Origin of the sequence: Mesorhizobium sp. CA10 (assembly GCF_020165285.1) — a bacterium.
In the GTDB taxonomy this organism is placed as follows: domain Bacteria; phylum Pseudomonadota; class Alphaproteobacteria; order Rhizobiales; family Rhizobiaceae; genus Mesorhizobium.
This window is the reverse complement of sequence record NZ_JAIUHV010000012.1, coordinates 104,827-123,849: the sequence shown is the minus strand read 5'-3', so window position 1 is coordinate 123,849 and position 19,023 is coordinate 104,827. Positions and strand designations below refer to the sequence as shown.

The following is a 19,023-nucleotide window of genomic DNA, read 5'->3' as shown; positions in this document are numbered from 1 at the left end:
CTTCAGGAATTGCTTTAGCCAGCTTCCTTTAGGCGATAGAGCTCGATCGGGCTGCCTTTCTCGCCGATCGGCTCGAGCCAGTCCGGCACGGAGCCGCGCAGCAGGCCGGCAAGGAAACCCTGCGGCGCCTTCCGGGTCAGGATCAGGGTCTCGACATTGCCGCGGCAGATGGCGACGAGGCCGACGCGATGCGCCTCGACGATTGCCCGTGCGTCATCGGCCGAGCCGAGAAAGGCGTCCAGCGCCAGGAGATTGCCGGCGACGTTGCGGTGATAGGGGCCGGCGAAAACGCGATGGCCGCTATAAGCGAGGACCGGCGCTCCGAGATTGGAGATCGTCAGCACGGTGGTATCGGCCATGCCGCCGAGCGGCGCAAAACTGGCCTTCTTCTGGCAAGTCTTGTCCATGGCGCCGTCGTCGGCAATGGGTTTGCCCTTCTCGAACGCCACCGAGGCGGCCGCGGCGACGCCCGTCCAGACCGGGTTGATCGAGACCAGCCAGACGGCCGCAAGGCGCAGCGCCACGCCGAGCGAGGAGCTGGCTTCGGCCCGCGCCCGCCATTTGGCGATCCAGGTCGACAACGGAACGACGGCAAAGGCGATCGAGAAGGTGGTGCCGCGCACCTGCCACGCGCCGACCGCGAAGGCGACGACGAGCAGTGCCGCAACGAGGCTGTCCTGCCGTCGCCAGCCGCCGCGGCGCAAGTGCCGTGCCATCAGGACGATCGCGACCAGCGGCGTCGCGTAACGCGCCGCCACGCGCGCCGGATCGCGGACAAGCAGCGCGAGCAGCGACTGGGCCTCGTCGATGTGGTCGAGCCACAGTTCCTTGAGGCGCGGATCGAGGGAGGCATAAGGCGCGGAGAGGCATTGCGGGAACAGCACCGCCACGACCACGCCGAGCACGACCCCCAGAAGGGTAAGCGACCCCAGCCTGCGCGGCCAGCTGCCGGTGGCAGGCTCGATGAAGGCGATAGCGGCAAGCCCCACCCCGGCAATGGCCGCGACGACGAACTGCGCGACCGAGAAGGCGTCGCACTGCGCCACGCCCCATGCGGAAGGCGGAACGGTGACGGCGAAGACAAGCGCCGCGACACCGGTAAAGCCAAGGCCGAAATTCCGGGCGATCGCCCGTTCGCCGCCTGGATCGGCGACGAACAGCAGCGCCACGCACACGCCGATAGTGGCGACATAGGGCACGGTTTCCATGCCGACGGCGAGCGTCAGCGCCGCGCAGAGGCCGGACAAGAATGCGGCCCAGCGTCGGGAGGGCGCCTCGAGCAGCAAAGCGAGGCTCGCCATGGTCAGCATCAGCTGGGCGTTGTGGTGATCGAGCGCGCCGGGATCATAGATGCCGATGAAATAATAGCCGGCGGCGCCGATCAGGATGGCGGGCAGCACCGCGCCGCCACCGCCGAAGCTGCGCGCTGCGCGGGCGGTGAAGAACAAGGTCGACCAGAAGAGCAGCGCCGGCCACATCACCTGCGCCACGTCCTCGCCGAGCGGCCTGCTGCCGGTGAGCGCCGAGGCCGCAAATGCGATGGCGGCGATCGGCGCGTCGACCAGCCGCGACCAGTGCATGACGAAGCCGCCTTCCAGCCCCATCCGGTATTGGTGCAGGTCGAACCAGCCCTGGCCGGCGAGCAGGTCGCGGACCTCGACGAGGCGCAGCAGATTGTCGTTGTCGCCGCCGGCATCGGTCAGTTGGCCAAAGCCGGCCCATGCATCGATGGCGAATGCGAGCAGGGCCGCAAGCAGCGCCAGCGCCAGATCGGACTTCCAGGCGGCGGCGCCGGTCTCGGCTGTGCCCATTGCTGTGGCCTTTGAAGGGAGAGGATCGGTTTTAAACCTAGCCTTAACGGCTTCAATAAATAGTAAAACGGCTCGACAGGGCCGGCATGAGCACGGCCGGAGGCTGGATCGGGCGTCCGGAGACAGACATGCCGCATGCAGTCCGCCACGAGCCGGTCATCGCCGTGCTCCTGCCTTGCTACAACGAGGAGCTGACGATCGGCGACGTCGTGCGGCGCTTCCGCGAGACGCTGCCTTCGGCCGCGATCTATGTTTACGACAACAATTCCAAGGACCTCACGGCGCTGAAAGCCCGCGCCGCCGGCGCCGTCGTCGTGCGCGAGCCGCGCCAGGGCAAGGGCAATGTGGTGCGGCGCATGTTCGCCGACATCGACGCGGATATCTATGTGATGGCCGACGGCGACGGCACCTATGCGCCGGAGGATGCGCCGCAGCTGATCAACGTCCTGCAGACCGAACGCTCCGACATGGTGGTAGGCACCAGGCGCGGCGTGAGCGACGATGCCGGCCGCAACGGCCACGCTTTCGGCAACCGCCTCTTCAACCGCCTCTACAAGGGCCTGTTCGGGACCGACTTCACCGATATCTTCTCCGGCTACCGGGTCTTTTCGCGCCGCTTCGTCAAAAGCTTTCCGGCCGTTTCCGGCGGCTTCGAGATCGAGACCGAGATGTCGGTGCATGCCTCGCAGCTCAAGCTGCCGGTGAGCGAGATGGCGCTCGATTACGGCCGCCGCCCGGAAGGCTCGTCGTCGAAGCTGTCGACCTTCCGCGACGGCGCCAGGATACTGTGGATGTTCGCCATGCTGGTGAAGGAGACGCAGCCGCTGCGCTTCTTCGGCACGTTCGCGCTGTTCTTCCTGGCGGCCAGCATCGGCCTGATGATCCCGGTGCTGGTCGAGTTCGCGCAGACGGGGCTGGTGCCGCGCATGCCGACCTGGGTGCTGTCGATCGGCATGCTGCTTCTGGCCATGCTGTCGATGATGACCGGGCTGATCCTCGATTCCGTCTCGCGCGGCCGGGCCGAGCAGAAGCGCATCTTCTATCTGTCGATTTCCTCCGGCCGCGCCGAGCGTGGGACATCCGGGCAGGCCTCGCCCAAGGGCGAACCGGGCAAGGCCTCGCGGGCGGCATAGTGGATCGCCTCGTCCGCTTCGCCCTTGCCGGCGGCATCGGCTTCGTCGCCGACGCCGCGGCGCTCTGGCTGCTGCTTGCCGCCACGCCGCTCGGCCCGATGGCGGCGCGCGTGCTGTCGATAGGCTTCGCGCTCTGCGTCACCTGGCAGATCAACCGCCATCTGACCTTCGCGCCGTCGAGCCGGGGCATCGCGCAGGAAGGCGTGCGTTATGGCAGCGTCGGCATCGCCACCAGCATCGTCAATTACCTGGTCTACTGCGCTCTGCTCTTCGCGCTGCCCGCCCTGCCGCCGCTGGCGGCGCTGGCCTTTGCCTCGATTGTCGCGATGGCGCTGTCCTTCCTCGGCTACTCCAGGCTGGTCTTCGACCGCTGAGCCTCTGCACCAAGCGAGCACGATTGGCAGGCGCCGCCGATTTCCTTATATCGGGCGTCTGAGTTCCCCGGAGACCGCAAATGCCGCTGAAGATCGCCGTCCAGATGGACCATGTCTCCACCGTGTCGATCGCCGGCGACACGACCTTCGCGCTGTCGCTGGAGGCGCAGCGGCGCGGCCACAAGCTTTTCCACTACACGCCCGACCGGCTGTCGATGGTGGGCGGCAAGGTGTTCGCGCGCATCGAGGAGATGCAGGTGCGCGACGAGAAGGGCAACCACTACGCGCTGGGCGAGAAGGTGCGCACCGACCTCTCCGAGATGGACGTCGTGCTGCTCAGGCAAGACCCGCCCTTCGACATGAATTACATCACCACCACGCACATATTGGAGCGCATCCATCCGAAGACGCTGGTGGTCAACGACCCAGCCTGGGTGCGCAACAGCCCGGAGAAGATCTTCGTCACCGAGTTCCCGGACCTGATGCCGGAAACGCTGATCACCAAGGACCCCCAGGAAGTGGCGGCCTTCCGCAAGGAGTTCGGCGACATCATCGTCAAGCCGCTCTACGGCAATGGCGGCGCCGGCATCTTTCATCTGCACGAGGCCGACCGCAATCTCGCCTCGCTGCTCGAAATGTTCGGCCAACTGTTCCGCGAGCCCTATATCGTGCAGCGTTATCTCAAGGACGTGCGCAAGGGCGACAAGCGCATCATCCTAATCGACGGCGAGCCGGTGGGCGCTATCAACCGCGTGCCGGCCGAGCACGATTCGCGCTCCAACATGCATGTCGGCGGCCGCGCCGAGAAGACCGAGCTGACGGAGCGCGAGCGCGAGATCTGCGCCCGCATCGGACCGGCGCTCAGGGAGCGCGGCTTCATCCTGGTCGGCATCGACGTGATCGGCGACTACATGACCGAGATCAACGTGACCTCGCCGACCGGCGTGCGCGAAGTGCAGCGCTTTGGCGGGGCGGATATCGCCAGCCTGTTCTGGGATTGCGTTGAGGGGAAGCGGCTGAAGTCGGCCGCGTAATTGCCGCATGTTGACTCTGCAGCACGGATATCGGCCTCCTACCGTATCCGAGATTGTCGGAGCAATGTTGCGTCATCGCCGCTATCTCCGGAAAGGGTGGTACTCTTCCGCGAAGTCGCAACCTGCTCTTCAGGCAAGTTTGCTGTCGGACGATCCGTTCATATCCTATTCGGGAATGTCCGGTACGCCCCTTGGATTGGCAAGTCACATGCCTCTCCTTCCACGCAGTCACCGTGCCTGGTTTCTCATCTCGCCAACCTGGTCCATCGAAAACAATTCCAGCGTCAAAATGATCCGGACCTATGCCGTTCTGCATAGACTTGGGAACCCCCGTCACTCGCTAATCTTCCTACCCAACACACAAGCCGAGGCTGATCTCTTGAATCAGTCCGGTGAGGCCGCCGTCCTGCACAACAAGACTTCAACAACCTCCGAATACATATTCAGGCCGCTCGAGGACATCCCTGTAGAATTTGATGCAATATACAATGCGCAACTGGCTTCGTGGAAACGCCACGACTTGTCGCTTGGCATCGAGCGTTGTGCATTTGTCTTTTATCGTGATTCAGTGGGGTCATCCACGACGGAGTCGGAAAGGGCGCGGATAAATCGGCACAGGGAGCTCGCGCCGGGTCACGTGTTTATCAATGAGTTTGACAGCACCGGCAAACCTGTTCGATTGGCGCCGGCTCATGTGAACATGCATCTAAATCGTGCAGCCGTGGGAATTTGTCTCTCTGCAATAGAGGGACCAATGTTCGCCAGCACAGAGTATCTTCTCGCGGGGCTACCCGTTGTCACGACCCCGAGCCATGGTGGTCGAGACCTTTATCTCGATGACGAATATTCGCTTACAGTTCCATCCGACCCTCGATCCATCGCGGAGGCTGTCTTAGCGCTGAAGGAGCGACGAATCCCCCGGGCTTATATTCGTTCGCAAACTTTGAAACGAGTTGAGCGAGACCGCCGGCGGTTCATAGACCTTATAAATGAGATTTTTCTGCAAAGCGGCTCTTTGCGCCGGCTCGCCATGCCTTGGCCTTTCCGATATCCTGTCATGGAGTGGCTTCCACCCCACATCGCAATCGATCGATCGCTTTCAGGCACGGTCGATGCCTTCATCACCGCCTAGACGGCAACAGCCCGATTGCCGGAGGGACTGCTCGCCTTGTTCAACAGGTCGAGAGCACGCGGCGATAGCGGCTGCTCGGGCGCGCCTCGGCCTTTTAGTCCAGAAGAAGCTTGGCCGAAATCCATCATCTTCACGGATAGATGTTCCTGTAATGTTCTTGCTTGTTTCGAAAATCTATGGTTGTCTGCATTGTAGGCGCTCACGGCCCGATGGTGGATACGGGCGCGTTGAGGCCGGGGGTTTTGGATAAATGGTGGCGCGGGTTCGCACGGTGGCTTTCCAGGGCATCGAGGCTTTGCCGGTCGATGTCCAGGTGATGGTCGGGCCGGGTAAGGTCGGCATGCAGATCGTCGGCCTGCCGGACAAGGCGGTGGCCGAAAGCCGCGAGCGCGTGCAGGCGGCGCTGCATGCCTCGGGCCTGTCGATGCCGTCGAAGAAGGTGACGGTGAACCTCGCGCCGGCCGATCTTCCCAAGGAAGGCAGCCATTACGACCTGCCGATCGCGCTCGGCCTGATGGCGGCGCTGGGCGCCATCCCGGGCGATATGCTGGCCGGCTATGTGGTGCTTGGCGAATTGTCGCTCGACGGCACGATCACGGGCGTTGCCGGCGCGCTGCCGGCGGCGATCGGCGCCAATGCCGAAGGCAAGGGCCTGATCTGTCCCTTCGCCTGCGGCCCGGAGGCGGCCTGGGCAGGCAAGGATTTCGACATCCTTGCGCCGCGCAGCCTGATTGCCGTTGCCAACCATTTTCGCGGCACGCAGGTGCTGTCGCGGCCCGAGGCCGGCATCCAGCTTGCGGCCCGCGACCTGCCGGATCTCGCCGACATCAAGGGCCAGGAGAGCGCCAAGCGAGCGGTCGAAGTGGCTGCCGCCGGCGGCCACAACCTTCTCATGGTCGGGCCGCCGGGCTCGGGCAAGTCGATGCTGGCGCAGCGCCTGCCCTCGATCCTGCCGCCGCTGGCGCCGAAGGAGCTGCTCGAAGTGTCGATGATCGCTTCCGTCGCCGGCGAGCTCGGCGAAGGCAAGCTGACCGATCGGCGGCCGTTCCGCGCCCCGCATCATTCGGCCTCGATGGCGGCGATGGTGGGCGGCGGGCTGCGCGCACGTCCGGGCGAGGTCTCGCTCGCCCATCACGGCGTGTTGTTCCTCGACGAGTTGCCGGAATTCACGCCGCAGACCTTGGATGCGCTGCGCCAGCCGCTGGAAACCGGCGACTGCATGATCGCGCGCGCCAACCACCGCGTCACCTATCCGGCGCGCATCCAGCTGGTGGCGGCGATGAATCCGTGCCGCTGCGGCATGTCGGGCGAGCCCGGCTATCGCTGCCTGCGCGGCGACCGCTGCCGCACCGAGTACCAGGCGCGCATTTCCGGCCCCCTGCTCGACCGCATCGACCTCAGGATCGAGGTGCCGGCGGTCTCGGCAAGCGACCTCATCCGGCCGGACAAGGCCGAGACGAGTGCTTCGGTGGCGCAGCGCGTCGCGCGTGCGCGCGCCATGCAGCGCGAAAGGCTGGAAAGACTGGGCGCGGGCGCCACCACCAACGCGCACTGCCCGCCCTCGATCATCGAGGAGATCGCCAAGCCCGATAGCGCCGGGCTGACGCTGCTCAAGGACGCCAGCGAAAAGCTCGGCTTCTCGGCGCGGGCCTATCACCGCGTGCTGAAGGTGGCGCGCACGCTGGCCGACCTCGACGCCAGCGAAACCGTCGGCCGCATCCATCTCGCCGAGGCGATCTCCTATCGCATGAGCGCGGAGCGCATGGCGCAGGCGGCGTGAAGCGGGCGTATCGGGCTTTCATCCCTCTTCAATCTTGCGCCGGGATCAGCTTCTGCAGCGTCGGTGCCAGAATCATGGCGAAGCTCGATCCATCGCCATAGGCCCGCGCGGAAATCATCGCCCCGTGCACGGTCGCCATGAAGGTCTCGGCTTCGACGCTTGGCGCGGCGGCGATCGTCAATGTGCCTTGCGCGGCGCCGCGCTCGATAACGCCGGTCAGCCACCCCGAGAGAAACCGGAAATAGGCCCGGACCTCCGCGGCCACCTCAGGCGGAAGGGCCGGAAGCTCGCTGGCAAGCAGCGCGCAGACGCAGATCGGCCTGCTCGCATCCTCGATGCACTGCGCCCAGAAGTCGGCATAGGTGCGCAGCAACTGAGGCGGCGCAGGCACACTGCGCTCTAGCTCCGTCATGCCCGTCACGGCATCCTCGAGGTAGCGCCTGACCAGGCTTTGCACCAGGTCGACCTTGCTCGGGAAATGATGATGGATGCTGGCTTTGCGGATACCGACCACGTCGGCGATATCGGCGTAGCTGAACCCGTTATAGCCGCCGGCGACGATGAAGCTTCGCGCGGCGGCCAGTATGTCATCGGCGGTGTTCGAGGGCTTGTCCATGGACATGCCTAACCTCCGGCGGAGGAAATCTCAACGCACGGCCTGCGGCGACTTGCGAAGGATATCGCTGACCGACAGCCACACGGCGGACACGAGGAAGTAGAAGGCACCGAAAGCTGCATAGGGCGCGACATTGGCGATGCCGATGGCCTCGGCGCCGCCCGCCATCTTGACAAAAAAGAGGCCGGCCAGCGCTGATTGCGCGCCACTCAGGATCATCGCCCATTGGGCGCCGTTACTCTTCCAGCGACGCGCCGCGGTGAGAAGCTGAAACGCGCCGGAGACGACCGCCCAGACCCCATAGACCGCGAGCACCGCGTTCATGCTGCGGCCAAGCGCGATAGCGACCGCGATTGCGGTGACGATGCTGACGGCGAAATTGAGGAGCTGCGACTTGTTGCGGCCCAAGCCGCCACTGCGCTGCGCGTCGACATAGTTCGCGAGCGCGTCCCAGGCGGGGTAGGCCACCAGCATTACGGCGGCGAGCGGCGGAACCGACTTCGCGACGGTGAAGGCTACCGCGACCCAGGCCGCCGACACGGCAAACCGCAGAAAATAGTAGCTTTTGAGCCAGCCGTTTGAGGACTGGGCATGGTTCATTCGTGCAGGCATGACGGTTCCTTTCACTCAATTGCCTACCAACTAGTAGGTAGACTGAAAATCGTCAATGCCTTGCAGGCCGGTCGCCGATCACCTCGATATCTCGTTTACGTGATCGGCGTCCGCTTGCGCCGCGCTACTGCTCGCGCGCCTTCAGCTCCAGCCGCCGCTTATGCAGCACCGGCTCGGTATAGCCGTTCGGCTGCACCGCCCCCTTGAACACCAAGTCGCAGGCGGCCTGGAAGGCGATGGAATTGTCGAAATCCGGCGCCATCGGGCGGTAGAGCGGGTCGCCAACATTCTGGCGGTCGACGATCGCCGCCATGCGCTGCAGCGAGTCTCTCACCTGGATTTCCGAGCACACCTTGTGGCGCAGCCAGTTGGCGATGTGCTGCGAGGAGATGCGCAGCGTGGCGCGGTCCTCCATCAGACCGACATCGTTGATATCGGGCACTTTCGAGCAGCCGACGCCCTGGTCGATCCAGCGCACGACATAGCCCAAAATGCCCTGCGCATTGTTGTCGAGCTCGCGCTGGATCTCGTCCGGCGTCCAGTTCGGCCGGCTTGCGACCGGCACCGACAGGATATCGTCGAGCTTCGCCTTCGGCCGGTTCTTCAGCGCCGCCTGCACGGCGTGCACGTCGACCTTGTGGTAGTGCGTGGCATGCAGGGTCGCGGCCGTGGGCGACGGCACCCAGGCGGTGTTGGCGCCGGCCTTGGGATGGGCGATCTTCTCAACCAGCATCGCCGCCATCAGATCCGGCATCGCCCACATGCCTTTGCCGATCTGGGCGCGGCCGGCGAGCCCGCATTCCAGGCCGGTGTCGACATTCCAGGCCTCATAGGCGGAAATCCAGGCGGCCTGCTTCATGTCGCCCTTGCGGATCATCGGGCCGGCTTCCATCGAGGTGTGGATCTCGTCGCCGGTGCGGTCGAGGAAGCCGGTGTTGATGAACACCACGCGCTCTCTTGCGGCGCGGATCGCTTCCTTGAGGTTGACGGTGGTGCGCCGCTCCTCGTCCATGATGCCCATCTTGATGGTGTTCTTCGCCATGCCGAGCAGCGCCTCGACACGGTCGAAAATCTCGACGGCGAAGGCGACCTCTTCCGGCCCGTGCATCTTCGGCTTCACCACATACATCGAGCCGGCGCGGGAATTCATCCGCCGCCCGCTCGGGCCGACGTCATGCAGAGCGATCAGCGCGGTGAGCGCCGCATCCATGATGCCCTCCGGCACCTCGTGGCCGTCGCGATCCAGAATCGCCGGATTGGTCATCAGGTGGCCGACATTGCGCACCAGCATCAGCGAGCGGCCGGGCAGCGTAAGCGTGCCGCCGCCGCGCGAGGTGTAGGTGCGGTCCGGGTTGAGCTTGCGGACGAAAGTCTTGCCGCCCTTGGCGATCTCTTCCGCGAGGTCGCCCTTCATCAGGCCGAGCCAGTTGCGATAGACGACGACCTTGTCCTCGGCATCGACGGCGGCGACCGAATCCTCGCAATCCTGGATGGTGGTCAACGCGGCTTCGAGGAGGACGTCGGCGATGCCGGCCGGATCGGTCCGGCCGATCTGGTTGGCGCGGTCGATCACGATTTCGATATGCAGTCCGTTCTTGACCAGAAGCACCGCTTCCGGCGTGGCGGCATCGCCGCGATAGCCGACGAACTGCCTTGGATCGGCGAGCGTCGTGGCGCCGGCGCCCTCGCCTGCTTTCAGCGCGCCATTGGCGACCGAGAGCCCGTTGACGCCGGCCCATTTGCCGGTGGTCAGCGGCACCGACTGGTCGAGAAAATCTTTCGCCCAGGCGATCACCTTGGCGCCGCGCGTGGGATTGAAGCCCTTGCCCTTCTCGGCGCCGCCGGTTTCGGCAATGGCGTCGGTGCCGTAGAGCGCGTCATAGAGCGAGCCCCAGCGTGCATTGGCGGCGTTGAGCGCATAGCGTGCATTCATCACCGGCACGACCAACTGCGGCCCGGCAACGACCGCGATCTCGGGATCGACATGTTCCGTGCTGACGCTGAAGTCCGGCCCTTCCGGCACCAGATAGCCGATCTCCTTGAGGAAATGCTTGTAGGCCTCCATGTCGATCGGCGCGCCATTGGCGCGATACCAGAAGTCGAGCTTTTCCTGCATGGCGTCGCGCTTGGCGAGCAGCGCGCGGTTCTTCGGCGCGAGGTCGTGGACGATCGCTGAAAAGCCGGTCCAGAATTTTTCCGGGTCGATGCCGGTGCCGACTACCGCCTCCTCGGCGACGAAATCATGGAGCTCCCGGGCAATCTGCAACCCGGCGATCTCGATGCGGTCGGTCATCTGCTCGTCTCCAGATAGGTGGCTTGCCGGGCGTTTGGCATGTTTGGGGTTGCGGGGTCAATTCAGCTTAGGGTGTAGGGGCGCAGCCTTTCCCTTCTCCCCTTGTGGGAGAAGGTGTCGCCGAAGGCGACGGATGAGGGGTGCTCCAGGGAAAACCAGCGTCTCACTCCGCTGGAACACCCCTCATCCGTCTCGGCGCTATCGCGCCGATCCACCTTCTCCCACAAGGAGAGAAGGAAAAGGCGCTCACACCGCAATCCGCGGCCGCCCCGACGCCACGGCCACCACATGCGCCTCGATGAACATGCGCTGGCCCTCGATGGTCGAGACCTTGAACTCGGTGGAAACGTGGATCTCGGCGCTGTCGGTGCCCGCGTCCTTGGCGCGATCGGCGGCGAGCGCCCGCACATCGGCTTGCGCCGCTTCGATCGCCTTGTCCTCCTCGGTGAAGTCGCGCACCGTCTGCCCTGACGCCAGCCGGAAAAGGCCCTCCTTGGGCTGGCTGACGCGGGCTTCGGCCGAGACGCGCACCTGGCCGACCACGGCACCGAGCGCGTTGGCGACATCCGTGTCTTCCGGCACGATGCAGCCATTGCCGATCAGCGGCGGCAGGCCGGCATAATGCAGCGGCGCCGAGGCGCCGAGGCCAATAACCGGGCGGTCGAGCGCGACGGTGAAGCGGGCGATGCCGGGATGGGCGTCGACGGCGCGCTGCACCAGCGCGTGCGCGACGGTGGCGGCGCCGTCCAGCCCGTCCTCGGCGAAGGCGGTCTCCAAAATATATTCGGCCGACCAGCGGGTCAGCGTGACGAGCACGCGCTGCGAAATCTCCTCCGGCGTCGCTGCGATCGTCTGGCCGCGGCCGTCGCGGCGGCGGGCGAAAAGCTCGGCGCCGAGCCGGGCGGTGGCAGCGTGCCAATTGGCCTGTTTTCCCAGCACATGGGCGGCGTCGGACGGCGTGAAGCCCGAGATGTGCACCAGCCCGCGCGCGACCAGCCGGTTCAGCGTGGCGTTCTGCGCATTCGAAGCGAGCAGCCGGTCGAGCGCCAGCGGGGTGGCGCCGATCGCCTCGTAAAGCTTCGCCTCCGGCCCGGTGAGACCGGCGGCGAGCCGGTCCGGCACGCCGGTGCGCAGGGCAAAGCGCCCGTCCATGCGGCCGGGATTGGGCGCTCGCAGCTGGCGCTCCAGCTCGGCGGTGACGGCCTCGCCATGCACCATGCCGGACAGCGCCAGCGGCACCAGGCGGCGCGGCCCAAGCAGGATTTTTGGGTAGAGCGCGCCGTCTTCCAGCGTCACTTCGGAGTCGCCGCCAAGGCCGAAGGTGCGCATGGCGACGGCCTCGACCATGGTGCGGAAGCCGCCGACAGTGGCGCCTTCCGGATCAAGCCGCGGCCGGCCGCCATCGAGCACGGCGACATCGGTGGTGGTGCCGCCGATATCCGAGACCATGGCGTCGTCCAGCCCGGTCATGTGGCGCGCGCCGACAAGACTGGCGGCCGGGCCGGACAATATGGTCTCGATCGGCCGCTGGCGGGCAAACGCCGCCGACACCAGCGCGCCGTCGCCGCGCACCACCATCAACGGCGCGGCGATGCCGCGTTGGCCAAGAAAGCCTTCGGTCGCCGCTACCAGCCGGTCGATCATCGAGATCAGGCGCGCATTGAGCAAGGTGGTGAGCGCGCGGCGCGGGCCGCCGAGCTTGGCCGAAAGCTCGTGGCTGGCGGTGACCGGCAGGCCGGTCTTGTCGCGGACGAGGTCGCGGGCCGCCAGCTCATGCGCCGGATTGCGGGTGGCGAAATAGGCGCAGACGGCAAAGCCCGACACAGAGCCGCCCAGTTCCGGCAGCGCCGCCTCGAGCCCGGAAAGGTCGAGTTTTGCCGCATTGCCGTGCACGTCATGCCCGCCGGGGCAGAACACCACCGGATCGGTGCCAAGCGCCGTCTTCAGCCCGTCGCGGGCGAGGTCTGCCTCTGAAAAGCCGATCATCACCAGCGCCACGCGCCCGCCTTGGCCCTCGACCAGCGCGTTGGTGGCCAAGGTCGTCGACATCGAAACCAGTTTGATCGAGGCAGGATCGGTCCTGGATTGTTCCAGCACCGCATCCACCGCGCCGGAAATGCCCACGGCGAGGTCATGGCGCGTGGTCAGCGACTTGGCCTTGGCCAGCACCTTGCCCTTCGGGCCGCCTTCCTCCGACCACAGCACCGCATCGGTGTAGGTGCCGCCGGTGTCGATGCCGAGGAAGAGAGGGGGAGGCTTGGCGGTCATTTCTGTGAGGCGGTCCAGGGTCGAGGGCTTTGTTGCGAAGCCCTTAGCCGATACCGGCAGGCGGATAAAGAAGGGAGGGATGGGCCAGGGGGAGGCGCCGGAGTTTATTGGAAACGTCGACGCGAGGCCCCCCTCTCTGGCCTGCCGGCCATCTCCCCCTCAAGGGGGAAGATCAGATGTCGCCGGCGCTTTCGCCAATAGCCAACGTCGCAAAGGGGGCGCCGGCATCCAAGCTGCCAATCTCCCCCCTTGAGGGGGAGATGCCCGGCAGGGCAGAGAGGGGGCCTCGCGCCGGCCTGCGCAGCAGTCTTTAAAGCGCCGGCGTTTCCTATTTCGCCGTGACCGTGCCCGTCATCGAGCTGTGGATCGCACAATGGAACGGATGCGCGCCGGCGGCCGATATCTTGACCTTGGCGCGCTTGCCCTTGGCGAGTTGGCCGGTATCGAAGGAACCGTCGTCCGCGGTGGCGGTGTGCGTCTTGGAATCGGCGTTGGTGAAGGTCACGGTGTCGCCGACGGCGACACTGATCTTGGCCGGATGAAATTTCATGTCCTTGATCTCAACCGCGTGGTTTGCGGCGAAGGCGGGCATTGCGACGGCAAGCAAGGCAAGGGTGAGCATGGTGCGCATGGTGGATTCCTCCTGAGAGTCCTCCCCCTAAGCTAAGGCGGGCGCGGCGTTTGTCATGCCACGAACCCCACTCTTTTATGCGACCCGTCGCAAAACGGCTTGTTGGCCGAATGCCCGCAGCGGCAGAGGAAAACCTTGGTGGTCCGCGCGATGGTATGCCCGGTGCCGGTGACGATCTCCGCATTGCCTTCAACCTTGAGCGGGCCGTTGACGGTAGGCGTGACCGTCAGTGGGCCGTCCCGCGCCTCCAGCACCTGCGCTTCCTTCAGCGGCGGCTCGCCTGTGGCGGTGAAGCCGGCCTTGATGTGGCTGTTGTCGCAGAACGGCTTGTTCTGCGACAGGCCGCAGCGGCAGAGCGTGGCGCGGAACAAGGTTTCCTCGCCGAGCACGATCTCGGCATGCACGGCCAGCGGCCCGTTCTCGCGCAACCGCACGGTGTTGACCAGCGGCGGCTTCTCCTGCGGCCCGCCATCCTTGCGGGTGTAGGTGATGGCGCCCGACGGGCAGTTTTCCGCCAGCGCCACCACCTGCTCGACGCTTGCTGCTTCAGGATGGATCCACTCGCCCGGCGCGTTGGGCACGAAGACATGCGGATTGCCGAGCACGCAATTGCGCGAATGGATGCAGCGCTTGCCGCTGAAGGAAACGTCGATCTTCTCGCCTTCGACCGTGCCTGCCATGTGGGTGGGTCTCCTGTTGGGTTGAGGCGAGGCTAGGGCGGCGGTGAGAGGGGCGTCAAGAATGAACTCCCCTTCTCCCCTTGTGGGGTGAGAAGCGGTCCGCGTTAGCGGACGAAAAGCCAATTGCTTGGCTTTTCGAGCTTCGAACGCCCTGAGCCTGCGAAGGGCCGGGTGGTGGCTCGGCGCGCAGCGCCGAGACGGATGAGGGGTGCTCCAGCTTGGCAGGAACGCCGATGCACCGCTACCGCGCCAGCGTTGCAGACTCTCATCCCTCACATAGGCAATGATGGTGTCGCAGACCGCATCCAAATCCTTCAGCACATCGTCGTTCCAGAACCGCAGCACGCGAAAGCCCCTGAATTTCAGCTCGGCATCGCGTTCCTGGTCATGGCGCGATTCCGCATGCTGGCTGCCGTCAATCTCAATGACGAGCTTGGCCTCGGCGCAAAGGAAATCCGCCACGAACCGACCAATCGGCACCTGCCGCCTGAACTTGATGTTGTCCAGACGGCGGCCTCGCAATTCGTGCCATAGACGGTCCTCCCGTCGGTCGACTCACGGCGCATCGACCGAGCGAAATTCCTTTTGGCCGGGGTTACGGGTTGGTGGGGCATGGCAGAAGATTAGCCGATGTAGGTGACCGCTCAAGTATCCGGCGTCTCACTCCGCTGGAGCACCCTCACCCGTCTCGGCGCTGCGCGCCGATCCACCTTCTCCCACAAGGGGAGAAGGAGAAGAGCTACTCCTCCAGGTCGATCTCCTCGGTCTGGCCGCCGCTGCAGGTGTAGCAGCAGTCCTCGCAGGTTTCCTTGTTGTTGGGGCCGACGCCCCAATAGGTTTCTTCATCGCCGTCGACCCAGGCGCCGTAGCAGATCTTCTCGCCCTCGTTGCACGAGATCGGCAATTGCTTGGTCTCGCCGTCGTCGAGATAGAAATCCTTGCCCTCGCCCGGCCAGACATAGTCGCGGTCTTGGCTGTAGAGCTCGACGCGCATGGCGTTGGGATGATTGTTCTTGATCTGGAAGGTGACGTCGCCGGCGTGAGCGGCGGGCGCGATGAGGACGGCAAGCGAAAGCGCGGCGGCAACGCGGCGCGCGAAGGTGGAAGACATGAGAACCCCCGAGGTCGAATCGGCCCCCACGGCCGATGGTTGGATGATGACATGGCGGGCGCATATGCCAAGGGGCGGCGGCGAAAAATGGCTGACGGAATTTGGGGGACTTCCCCTTCTCCCCTTGTGGGAGAAAGTGGCTCGGCGCGCAGCGCCGAGACGGATGAGGGGTGTTCCAGCTTGGCGAAGACGCCCGGTGGGATCACCGCCAGGGCTGCAAACTCTTATCTTTCACATACGCAATAATGGTATCGCAGACCGCATCCAGCTCTTTCAGCACATCATCGTTCCAGAACCGCAGCACGCGAAATCCCCTTGCCTTAAGTCCGGCGTCGCGCTCCAGATCACGGAGCGACTCCGCATGCTGGCTGCCGTCGATTTCGACGATGAGTTTTGCCTCGGCGCAGAGGAAATCCGCGACGAACCTGCCTATCGGCACCTGCCGCCGGAACTTGATATTGTCCAGACGCCGGCCGCGCAATTCGTGCCATAAGCGGTCTTCCGCCTCTGTCGGCTCGCGGCGCATCGACCGGGCGAAATTGCGTTTGGCCGGGGTTACAGGTTGGTGCGGCATGGCGGAAGATTAGCCAATGTTGGTGCCCGCTCAAATATCCGGCGTCTCACTCCGCTGGAGCACCCCTCATCCGTCTCGGCGCTATGCGCCGAGCCACCTTCTCCCACAAGGGGAGAAGGGGAACGCCCCGCTATTCCGCCAGATCCACCGTCTCGGTCGAATGCTCGGTGCAGATGAAGCAGCAGGTGTCGCAGGGCTGGTCGTTGTCGGGGCCGACGCCCGCGGTGACGGAATCATCGCCGTTCACCCAGGCGCCCCAGCAGATATGCTCGCCCGGCTCGCAGGAGATCGGCACGGACTTTCGCGCCTTCGGGCGGATGAGGAACACCTTGTCGTCGCCCGGCCAGACTTTCTGGCTGTCGCGGCTGAACAGCTCGACCGCGACGCCGTCCGAACGCTGGTTGCGCACGAAGACCGACATGTCGGCGGCTAATGCCGGGGTGCTGAGGAGAAGGAAGGCGAGCAGAGCGCGAATCATGGCGAGGTCCCCCGGGAGGGAAGTAGAGCACGGGTGGGCGCGAGGCGCGACCTCCCCTTCCCCCCCTGTGGGGGAAGGTGGCTCGGCGCGTAGCGCCGAGACGGATGAGGGGTGTTCCAGCTTGGCGAGGCCGTTCGTTGCAAGCGGCGCATTGTACCCAATCGCCGATGCCTCATTCCTTCCAACACCCCTCATCCGGCCGCTTCGCGGCCACCTTCTCCCACGGGGGGAGAAGGGGAAGTCAGCGCTTGACCGCCACATGCGGCGCGAATGTCTTCACCGCGTCCACCATCTCCTCTCCCCGCACGTCGAGCGAGGAGATTTCCATATGCACAATGTTCCGGCCGAAGGGCATCAGGCCGAAGGCGTTGGCGGAGGAATAGCGGATTGCGTCGGGCGGCTGCTCGGTGAGCTCGAAATTGAGCATCGCCGCGCCCTTGCCGCCGGCGGCAAGCCGCACGCTTCTCACCTTGCTCCACGGCACCAGCACGTCGCCGGCGCGGGCATCGCGGAAACCTTGGCTGTCCAGCACCACCTTGACCGAACTGTCGAAAGCGCCGCGCGCGATGAATACGCCGAGCCCCAGGCAAGCGGCACCAAGCAGCGCGATCCACAGCACATGCCCGCTGTTCGCCCCCGTGGCCACGCCCTGCAGCGCGCCGAAACCGAAAATGCCGCCAAGCAGGAACGGCCCGACGGCGGGCAGGATCTTTCCCGACGGGCTGTTGCGGATTTCGAGCGGCGCGGCCATCGCCTTCGCGCTCAACGCTTCGGCTTCAGCAAAGTCCAGATCCAGCCGATGAAGGTCAGCACCAGGAACGGATAGCCGAGCGCCGGCAGCGGCGCCGAGGTGGGCAAGAGCGGCGCGACCCACAGGATCATCAGGACCGAGGCGGCGAACAGCACGGCGGCGACGGACGCCGTGAGCCGCATCCACAGCGCGAAAGTGGCTTGCGCGCTGACCATCACCAGCCCCGCCGCCCATAGCGCGATGCCGCCGGCATAGGAGGGCACTGAGGCCTGCAGGCCCGCCGCATTGCCGGCCAGAAGCAGGCTTTCGCCGGCCAGGAAGGTAAGGAAGCCGGCCGCGACGAGATCATTGCCCAACCGCTGGTATTTCATCGTGAGTAGCGCCATGGCGACGACGATGCCGACACCGTCGATGGTCCAGACCGTCTCGCGCAGCGCGTCGCTGGCAACGAAAGTGCCCGCCAAGCCAAAACCGCCGCCGATGGCGAGACCAATCGCGGCGACGGTGTCTAAGGTGGAGCGCATGTGACGTCTCCCCAAGCTGGGGAGAGGATACGCCAAGGTGGGAGGATGGTGAAGGGAGAGCACCCTATTGAGCAGTCATGACCGGACGGCTGCCCGCGCACTGCTGTGATACGCAAGTGGCCTATTGGCTTCACTGACTTTCATGCCAAAAGCTTTGCCGCTTTCTGGATTGCCTCGATATCACCACTGTCCAGAATTTCTAACAGTGCCTTTGTAGACTCAGGGCGAAGCGCCTTGTAGACGCGGACAACGGACATTGAAGGGGTACCTCCCAGCCCCATCAGCATCATTTCCGTAAAATCCTTTGAAAAGAACGGGTAGATGGCCAAGTCGAAATCGTTCTGCAGTTGGCCTGATTGAATCGCCCTTTGCCCGCGCATTGCCATAAGCACAATTCCAAGGGCGCGTTGTACTTTGTGCTTTTTTTCGAGGGAGAACCCGAAAGCCGGGAAGCAATAGCTGACCATGAAATTAAGTGCCGACACAAAAGCAGCACAGTAGAATTCTCGACCTTCGAACGCGTTTTCAGTCTCTATGGCAGCAAACAATTGCGCTGCAACGGTGTCTGCGAGAAGATCGATCTCCCCCAGTTTGTCTTCGCCGGCCGTGCGCTTCATCGCCTGGACGTCCTCAAACTCGATCAGCCGCTGCGATATGTGGTGTGCCTCATGGAAAAAATATAACGAGAAAGCCACCTCGCAGAAGTCCACCGGGTCCATTCCATCGAAGTCGCGTTTCGTGCCCATCAAATAGATGCGCTCAAGGCCACGGCGATTGATTTTGAGGTGCCTGATCTTCTGGTCAAACACGAACGCGGCGTCGCCTGGTATGTCGTCGACCACTTCCACGCTCCTTATCGAGAGCAATGTGGTGATGGTACCCCTGGCCTCGCTGGATATGTGCATCTCCGCTCGCCCGGCGACGGCCTTGAACCGATTAACAACCTGGGCAGAAATCTTCTGCCATTCGACAGGCAAACACTCCATGGGGTCCTCCCTGAAAATTGGGAAAAGGCACAACTGAAATGGGTCAAAACGTATCCGAGGAAAACCCTTTTTGTAAAGCCTAGGACTCGCAAAAATACCCTATTGATACCCCTTGCACAAATGTCTTATGGTTTTATTAACCTTTTCAGGTGATTTGGCTGGTTGGGGCAGTCGGGATTTTGGACCACACGGAGGTGAAACATGGGCACGGCAGCAGAAAGGGCATCGTTATCGA

18 protein-coding genes are annotated in these 19,023 nt (G+C 64.5%); 5 read left to right on the top strand and 13 right to left on the bottom strand.

The window, feature by feature from the left end; genetic code table 11:
• Positions 1 to 14 precede the first annotated feature (14 nt).
• The gene (locus LB535_RS23290; RefSeq protein WP_224633871.1) at positions 15 to 1,811 is read right to left on the bottom strand and encodes a GtrA family protein; all 1,797 of its coding nucleotides are present in this window, start codon (positions 1,809 to 1,811) and stop codon (positions 15 to 17) included.
• A gap of 128 nt (positions 1,812 to 1,939) precedes the next feature.
• Between LB535_RS23290 and LB535_RS23285 the strand changes: the two genes are divergently transcribed.
• From LB535_RS23285 to LB535_RS23265, 5 genes are all read left to right on the top strand, one after another.
• The gene (locus LB535_RS23285; protein WP_224633870.1) at positions 1,940 to 2,944 is read left to right on the top strand and encodes a glycosyltransferase; all 1,005 of its coding nucleotides are present in this window, start codon (positions 1,940 to 1,942) and stop codon (positions 2,942 to 2,944) included.
• Positions 2,944 to 3,318: a GtrA family protein gene (locus LB535_RS23280; RefSeq protein ID WP_224633869.1), complete on the top strand. Its 375-nt coding sequence runs from the start codon at positions 2,944 to 2,946 to the stop codon at positions 3,316 to 3,318. Before LB535_RS23285 ends, LB535_RS23280 begins: the two co-directional genes overlap by 1 nt.
• 80 nt (positions 3,319 to 3,398) lie before the next feature.
• Positions 3,399 to 4,352: a glutathione synthase gene (gene gshB, locus LB535_RS23275; protein WP_095769440.1), complete on the top strand. Its 954-nt coding sequence runs from the start codon at positions 3,399 to 3,401 to the stop codon at positions 4,350 to 4,352.
• A 379-nt stretch (positions 4,353 to 4,731) separates the two neighbouring features.
• Positions 4,732 to 5,484, top strand: a complete 753-nt coding sequence (locus LB535_RS23270; protein WP_224633868.1) for a glycosyltransferase — start codon at positions 4,732 to 4,734, stop codon at positions 5,482 to 5,484.
• Between the two features lie 250 nt (positions 5,485 to 5,734).
• Entirely contained in the window at positions 5,735 to 7,264 is a 1,530-nt protein-coding gene (locus LB535_RS23265; protein WP_224633867.1) for a YifB family Mg chelatase-like AAA ATPase, read from the top strand.
• 28 nt (positions 7,265 to 7,292) lie between these two features.
• On the opposite strand, the gene LB535_RS23260 is transcribed toward LB535_RS23265, so the two are convergent.
• The 12 genes from LB535_RS23260 to LB535_RS23205 all read right to left on the bottom strand — a co-directional run bounded on the left by LB535_RS23260 (position 7,293) and on the right by LB535_RS23205 (position 18,788).
• Positions 7,293 to 7,880 carry a TetR/AcrR family transcriptional regulator gene (locus LB535_RS23260; RefSeq protein ID WP_224633917.1) on the bottom strand — a complete coding sequence of 196 codons (588 nt, stop codon included), beginning with the start codon at positions 7,878 to 7,880 and terminating at the stop codon, positions 7,293 to 7,295.
• Between the two features lie 30 nt (positions 7,881 to 7,910).
• Positions 7,911 to 8,492, bottom strand: coding sequence for a DUF308 domain-containing protein (locus LB535_RS23255; protein ID WP_224633866.1), 582 nt, complete (start codon positions 8,490 to 8,492; stop codon positions 7,911 to 7,913).
• Between the two features lie 124 nt (positions 8,493 to 8,616).
• Positions 8,617 to 10,785: a malate synthase G gene (locus tag LB535_RS23250; RefSeq protein ID WP_224633865.1), complete on the bottom strand. Its 2,169-nt coding sequence runs from the start codon at positions 10,783 to 10,785 to the stop codon at positions 8,617 to 8,619.
• A gap of 246 nt (positions 10,786 to 11,031) precedes the next feature.
• On the bottom strand, positions 11,032 to 13,053 hold the full coding sequence (locus tag LB535_RS23245; RefSeq protein WP_224633864.1) for a hydantoinase/oxoprolinase family protein: 2,022 nt from the start codon (positions 13,051 to 13,053) through the stop codon (positions 11,032 to 11,034).
• A gap of 328 nt (positions 13,054 to 13,381) precedes the next feature.
• Positions 13,382 to 13,684, bottom strand: coding sequence for a cupredoxin family copper-binding protein (locus LB535_RS23240; protein WP_140845289.1), 303 nt, complete (start codon positions 13,682 to 13,684; stop codon positions 13,382 to 13,384).
• A 53-nt stretch (positions 13,685 to 13,737) separates the two neighbouring features.
• On the bottom strand, positions 13,738 to 14,886 hold the full coding sequence (locus LB535_RS23235; RefSeq protein ID WP_224633863.1) for a CDGSH iron-sulfur domain-containing protein: 1,149 nt from the start codon (positions 14,884 to 14,886) through the stop codon (positions 13,738 to 13,740).
• A gap of 217 nt (positions 14,887 to 15,103) precedes the next feature.
• Positions 15,104 to 15,475: a hypothetical protein gene (locus LB535_RS23230; RefSeq protein WP_140845363.1), complete on the bottom strand. Its 372-nt coding sequence runs from the start codon at positions 15,473 to 15,475 to the stop codon at positions 15,104 to 15,106.
• A gap of 202 nt (positions 15,476 to 15,677) precedes the next feature.
• Positions 15,678 to 16,049, bottom strand: coding sequence for an endonuclease domain-containing protein (locus LB535_RS23225; protein ID WP_224633862.1), 372 nt, complete (start codon positions 16,047 to 16,049; stop codon positions 15,678 to 15,680).
• Between the two features lie 130 nt (positions 16,050 to 16,179).
• Complete coding sequence (locus LB535_RS23220; protein ID WP_140633290.1) at positions 16,180 to 16,527, bottom strand: hypothetical protein; 348 nt, start codon at positions 16,525 to 16,527, stop codon at positions 16,180 to 16,182.
• Positions 16,528 to 16,768: 241 nt separating this feature from the next.
• The gene (locus tag LB535_RS23215) at positions 16,769 to 17,293 is read right to left on the bottom strand and encodes a hypothetical protein (protein ID WP_224633861.1); all 525 of its coding nucleotides are present in this window, start codon (positions 17,291 to 17,293) and stop codon (positions 16,769 to 16,771) included.
• Positions 17,290 to 17,802, bottom strand: a complete 513-nt coding sequence (locus LB535_RS23210) for a hypothetical protein (RefSeq protein ID WP_224633860.1) — start codon at positions 17,800 to 17,802, stop codon at positions 17,290 to 17,292. Before LB535_RS23210 ends, LB535_RS23215 begins: the two co-directional genes overlap by 4 nt.
• Before the next feature lie 140 nt (positions 17,803 to 17,942).
• Entirely contained in the window at positions 17,943 to 18,788 is an 846-nt protein-coding gene (locus LB535_RS23205; RefSeq protein WP_224633859.1) for a hypothetical protein, read from the bottom strand.
• Between the last annotated feature and the right edge of the window lie 235 nt (positions 18,789 to 19,023).

Coding starts and splice junctions, on each gene's coding strand:
- LB535_RS23245 (WP_224633864.1), bottom strand. CDS start 13,053: ATGACCGCCAAGCCTCCCCCTCTCTTCCTCGGCATCGACACCGGCGGC.
- LB535_RS23210 (WP_224633860.1), bottom strand. CDS start 17,802: ATGCGCTCCACCTTAGACACCGTCGCCGCGATTGGTCTCGCCATCGGC.
- LB535_RS23250 (WP_224633865.1), bottom strand. CDS start 10,785: ATGACCGACCGCATCGAGATCGCCGGGTTGCAGATTGCCCGGGAGCTC.
- LB535_RS23205 (WP_224633859.1), bottom strand. CDS start 18,788: ATGGAGTGTTTGCCTGTCGAATGGCAGAAGATTTCTGCCCAGGTTGTT.
- LB535_RS23265 (WP_224633867.1), top strand. CDS start 5,735: ATGGTGGCGCGGGTTCGCACGGTGGCTTTCCAGGGCATCGAGGCTTTG.
- LB535_RS23225 (WP_224633862.1), bottom strand. CDS start 16,049: ATGCCGCACCAACCTGTAACCCCGGCCAAACGCAATTTCGCCCGGTCG.
- gshB (WP_095769440.1), top strand. CDS start 3,399: ATGCCGCTGAAGATCGCCGTCCAGATGGACCATGTCTCCACCGTGTCG.
- LB535_RS23290 (WP_224633871.1), bottom strand. CDS start 1,811: ATGGGCACAGCCGAGACCGGCGCCGCCGCCTGGAAGTCCGATCTGGCG.
- LB535_RS23260 (WP_224633917.1), bottom strand. CDS start 7,880: ATGGACAAGCCCTCGAACACCGCCGATGACATACTGGCCGCCGCGCGA.
- LB535_RS23220 (WP_140633290.1), bottom strand. CDS start 16,527: ATGATTCGCGCTCTGCTCGCCTTCCTTCTCCTCAGCACCCCGGCATTA.
- LB535_RS23285 (WP_224633870.1), top strand. CDS start 1,940: ATGCCGCATGCAGTCCGCCACGAGCCGGTCATCGCCGTGCTCCTGCCT.
- LB535_RS23255 (WP_224633866.1), bottom strand. CDS start 8,492: ATGCCTGCACGAATGAACCATGCCCAGTCCTCAAACGGCTGGCTCAAA.
- LB535_RS23230 (WP_140845363.1), bottom strand. CDS start 15,475: ATGTCTTCCACCTTCGCGCGCCGCGTTGCCGCCGCGCTTTCGCTTGCC.
- LB535_RS23240 (WP_140845289.1), bottom strand. CDS start 13,684: ATGCGCACCATGCTCACCCTTGCCTTGCTTGCCGTCGCAATGCCCGCC.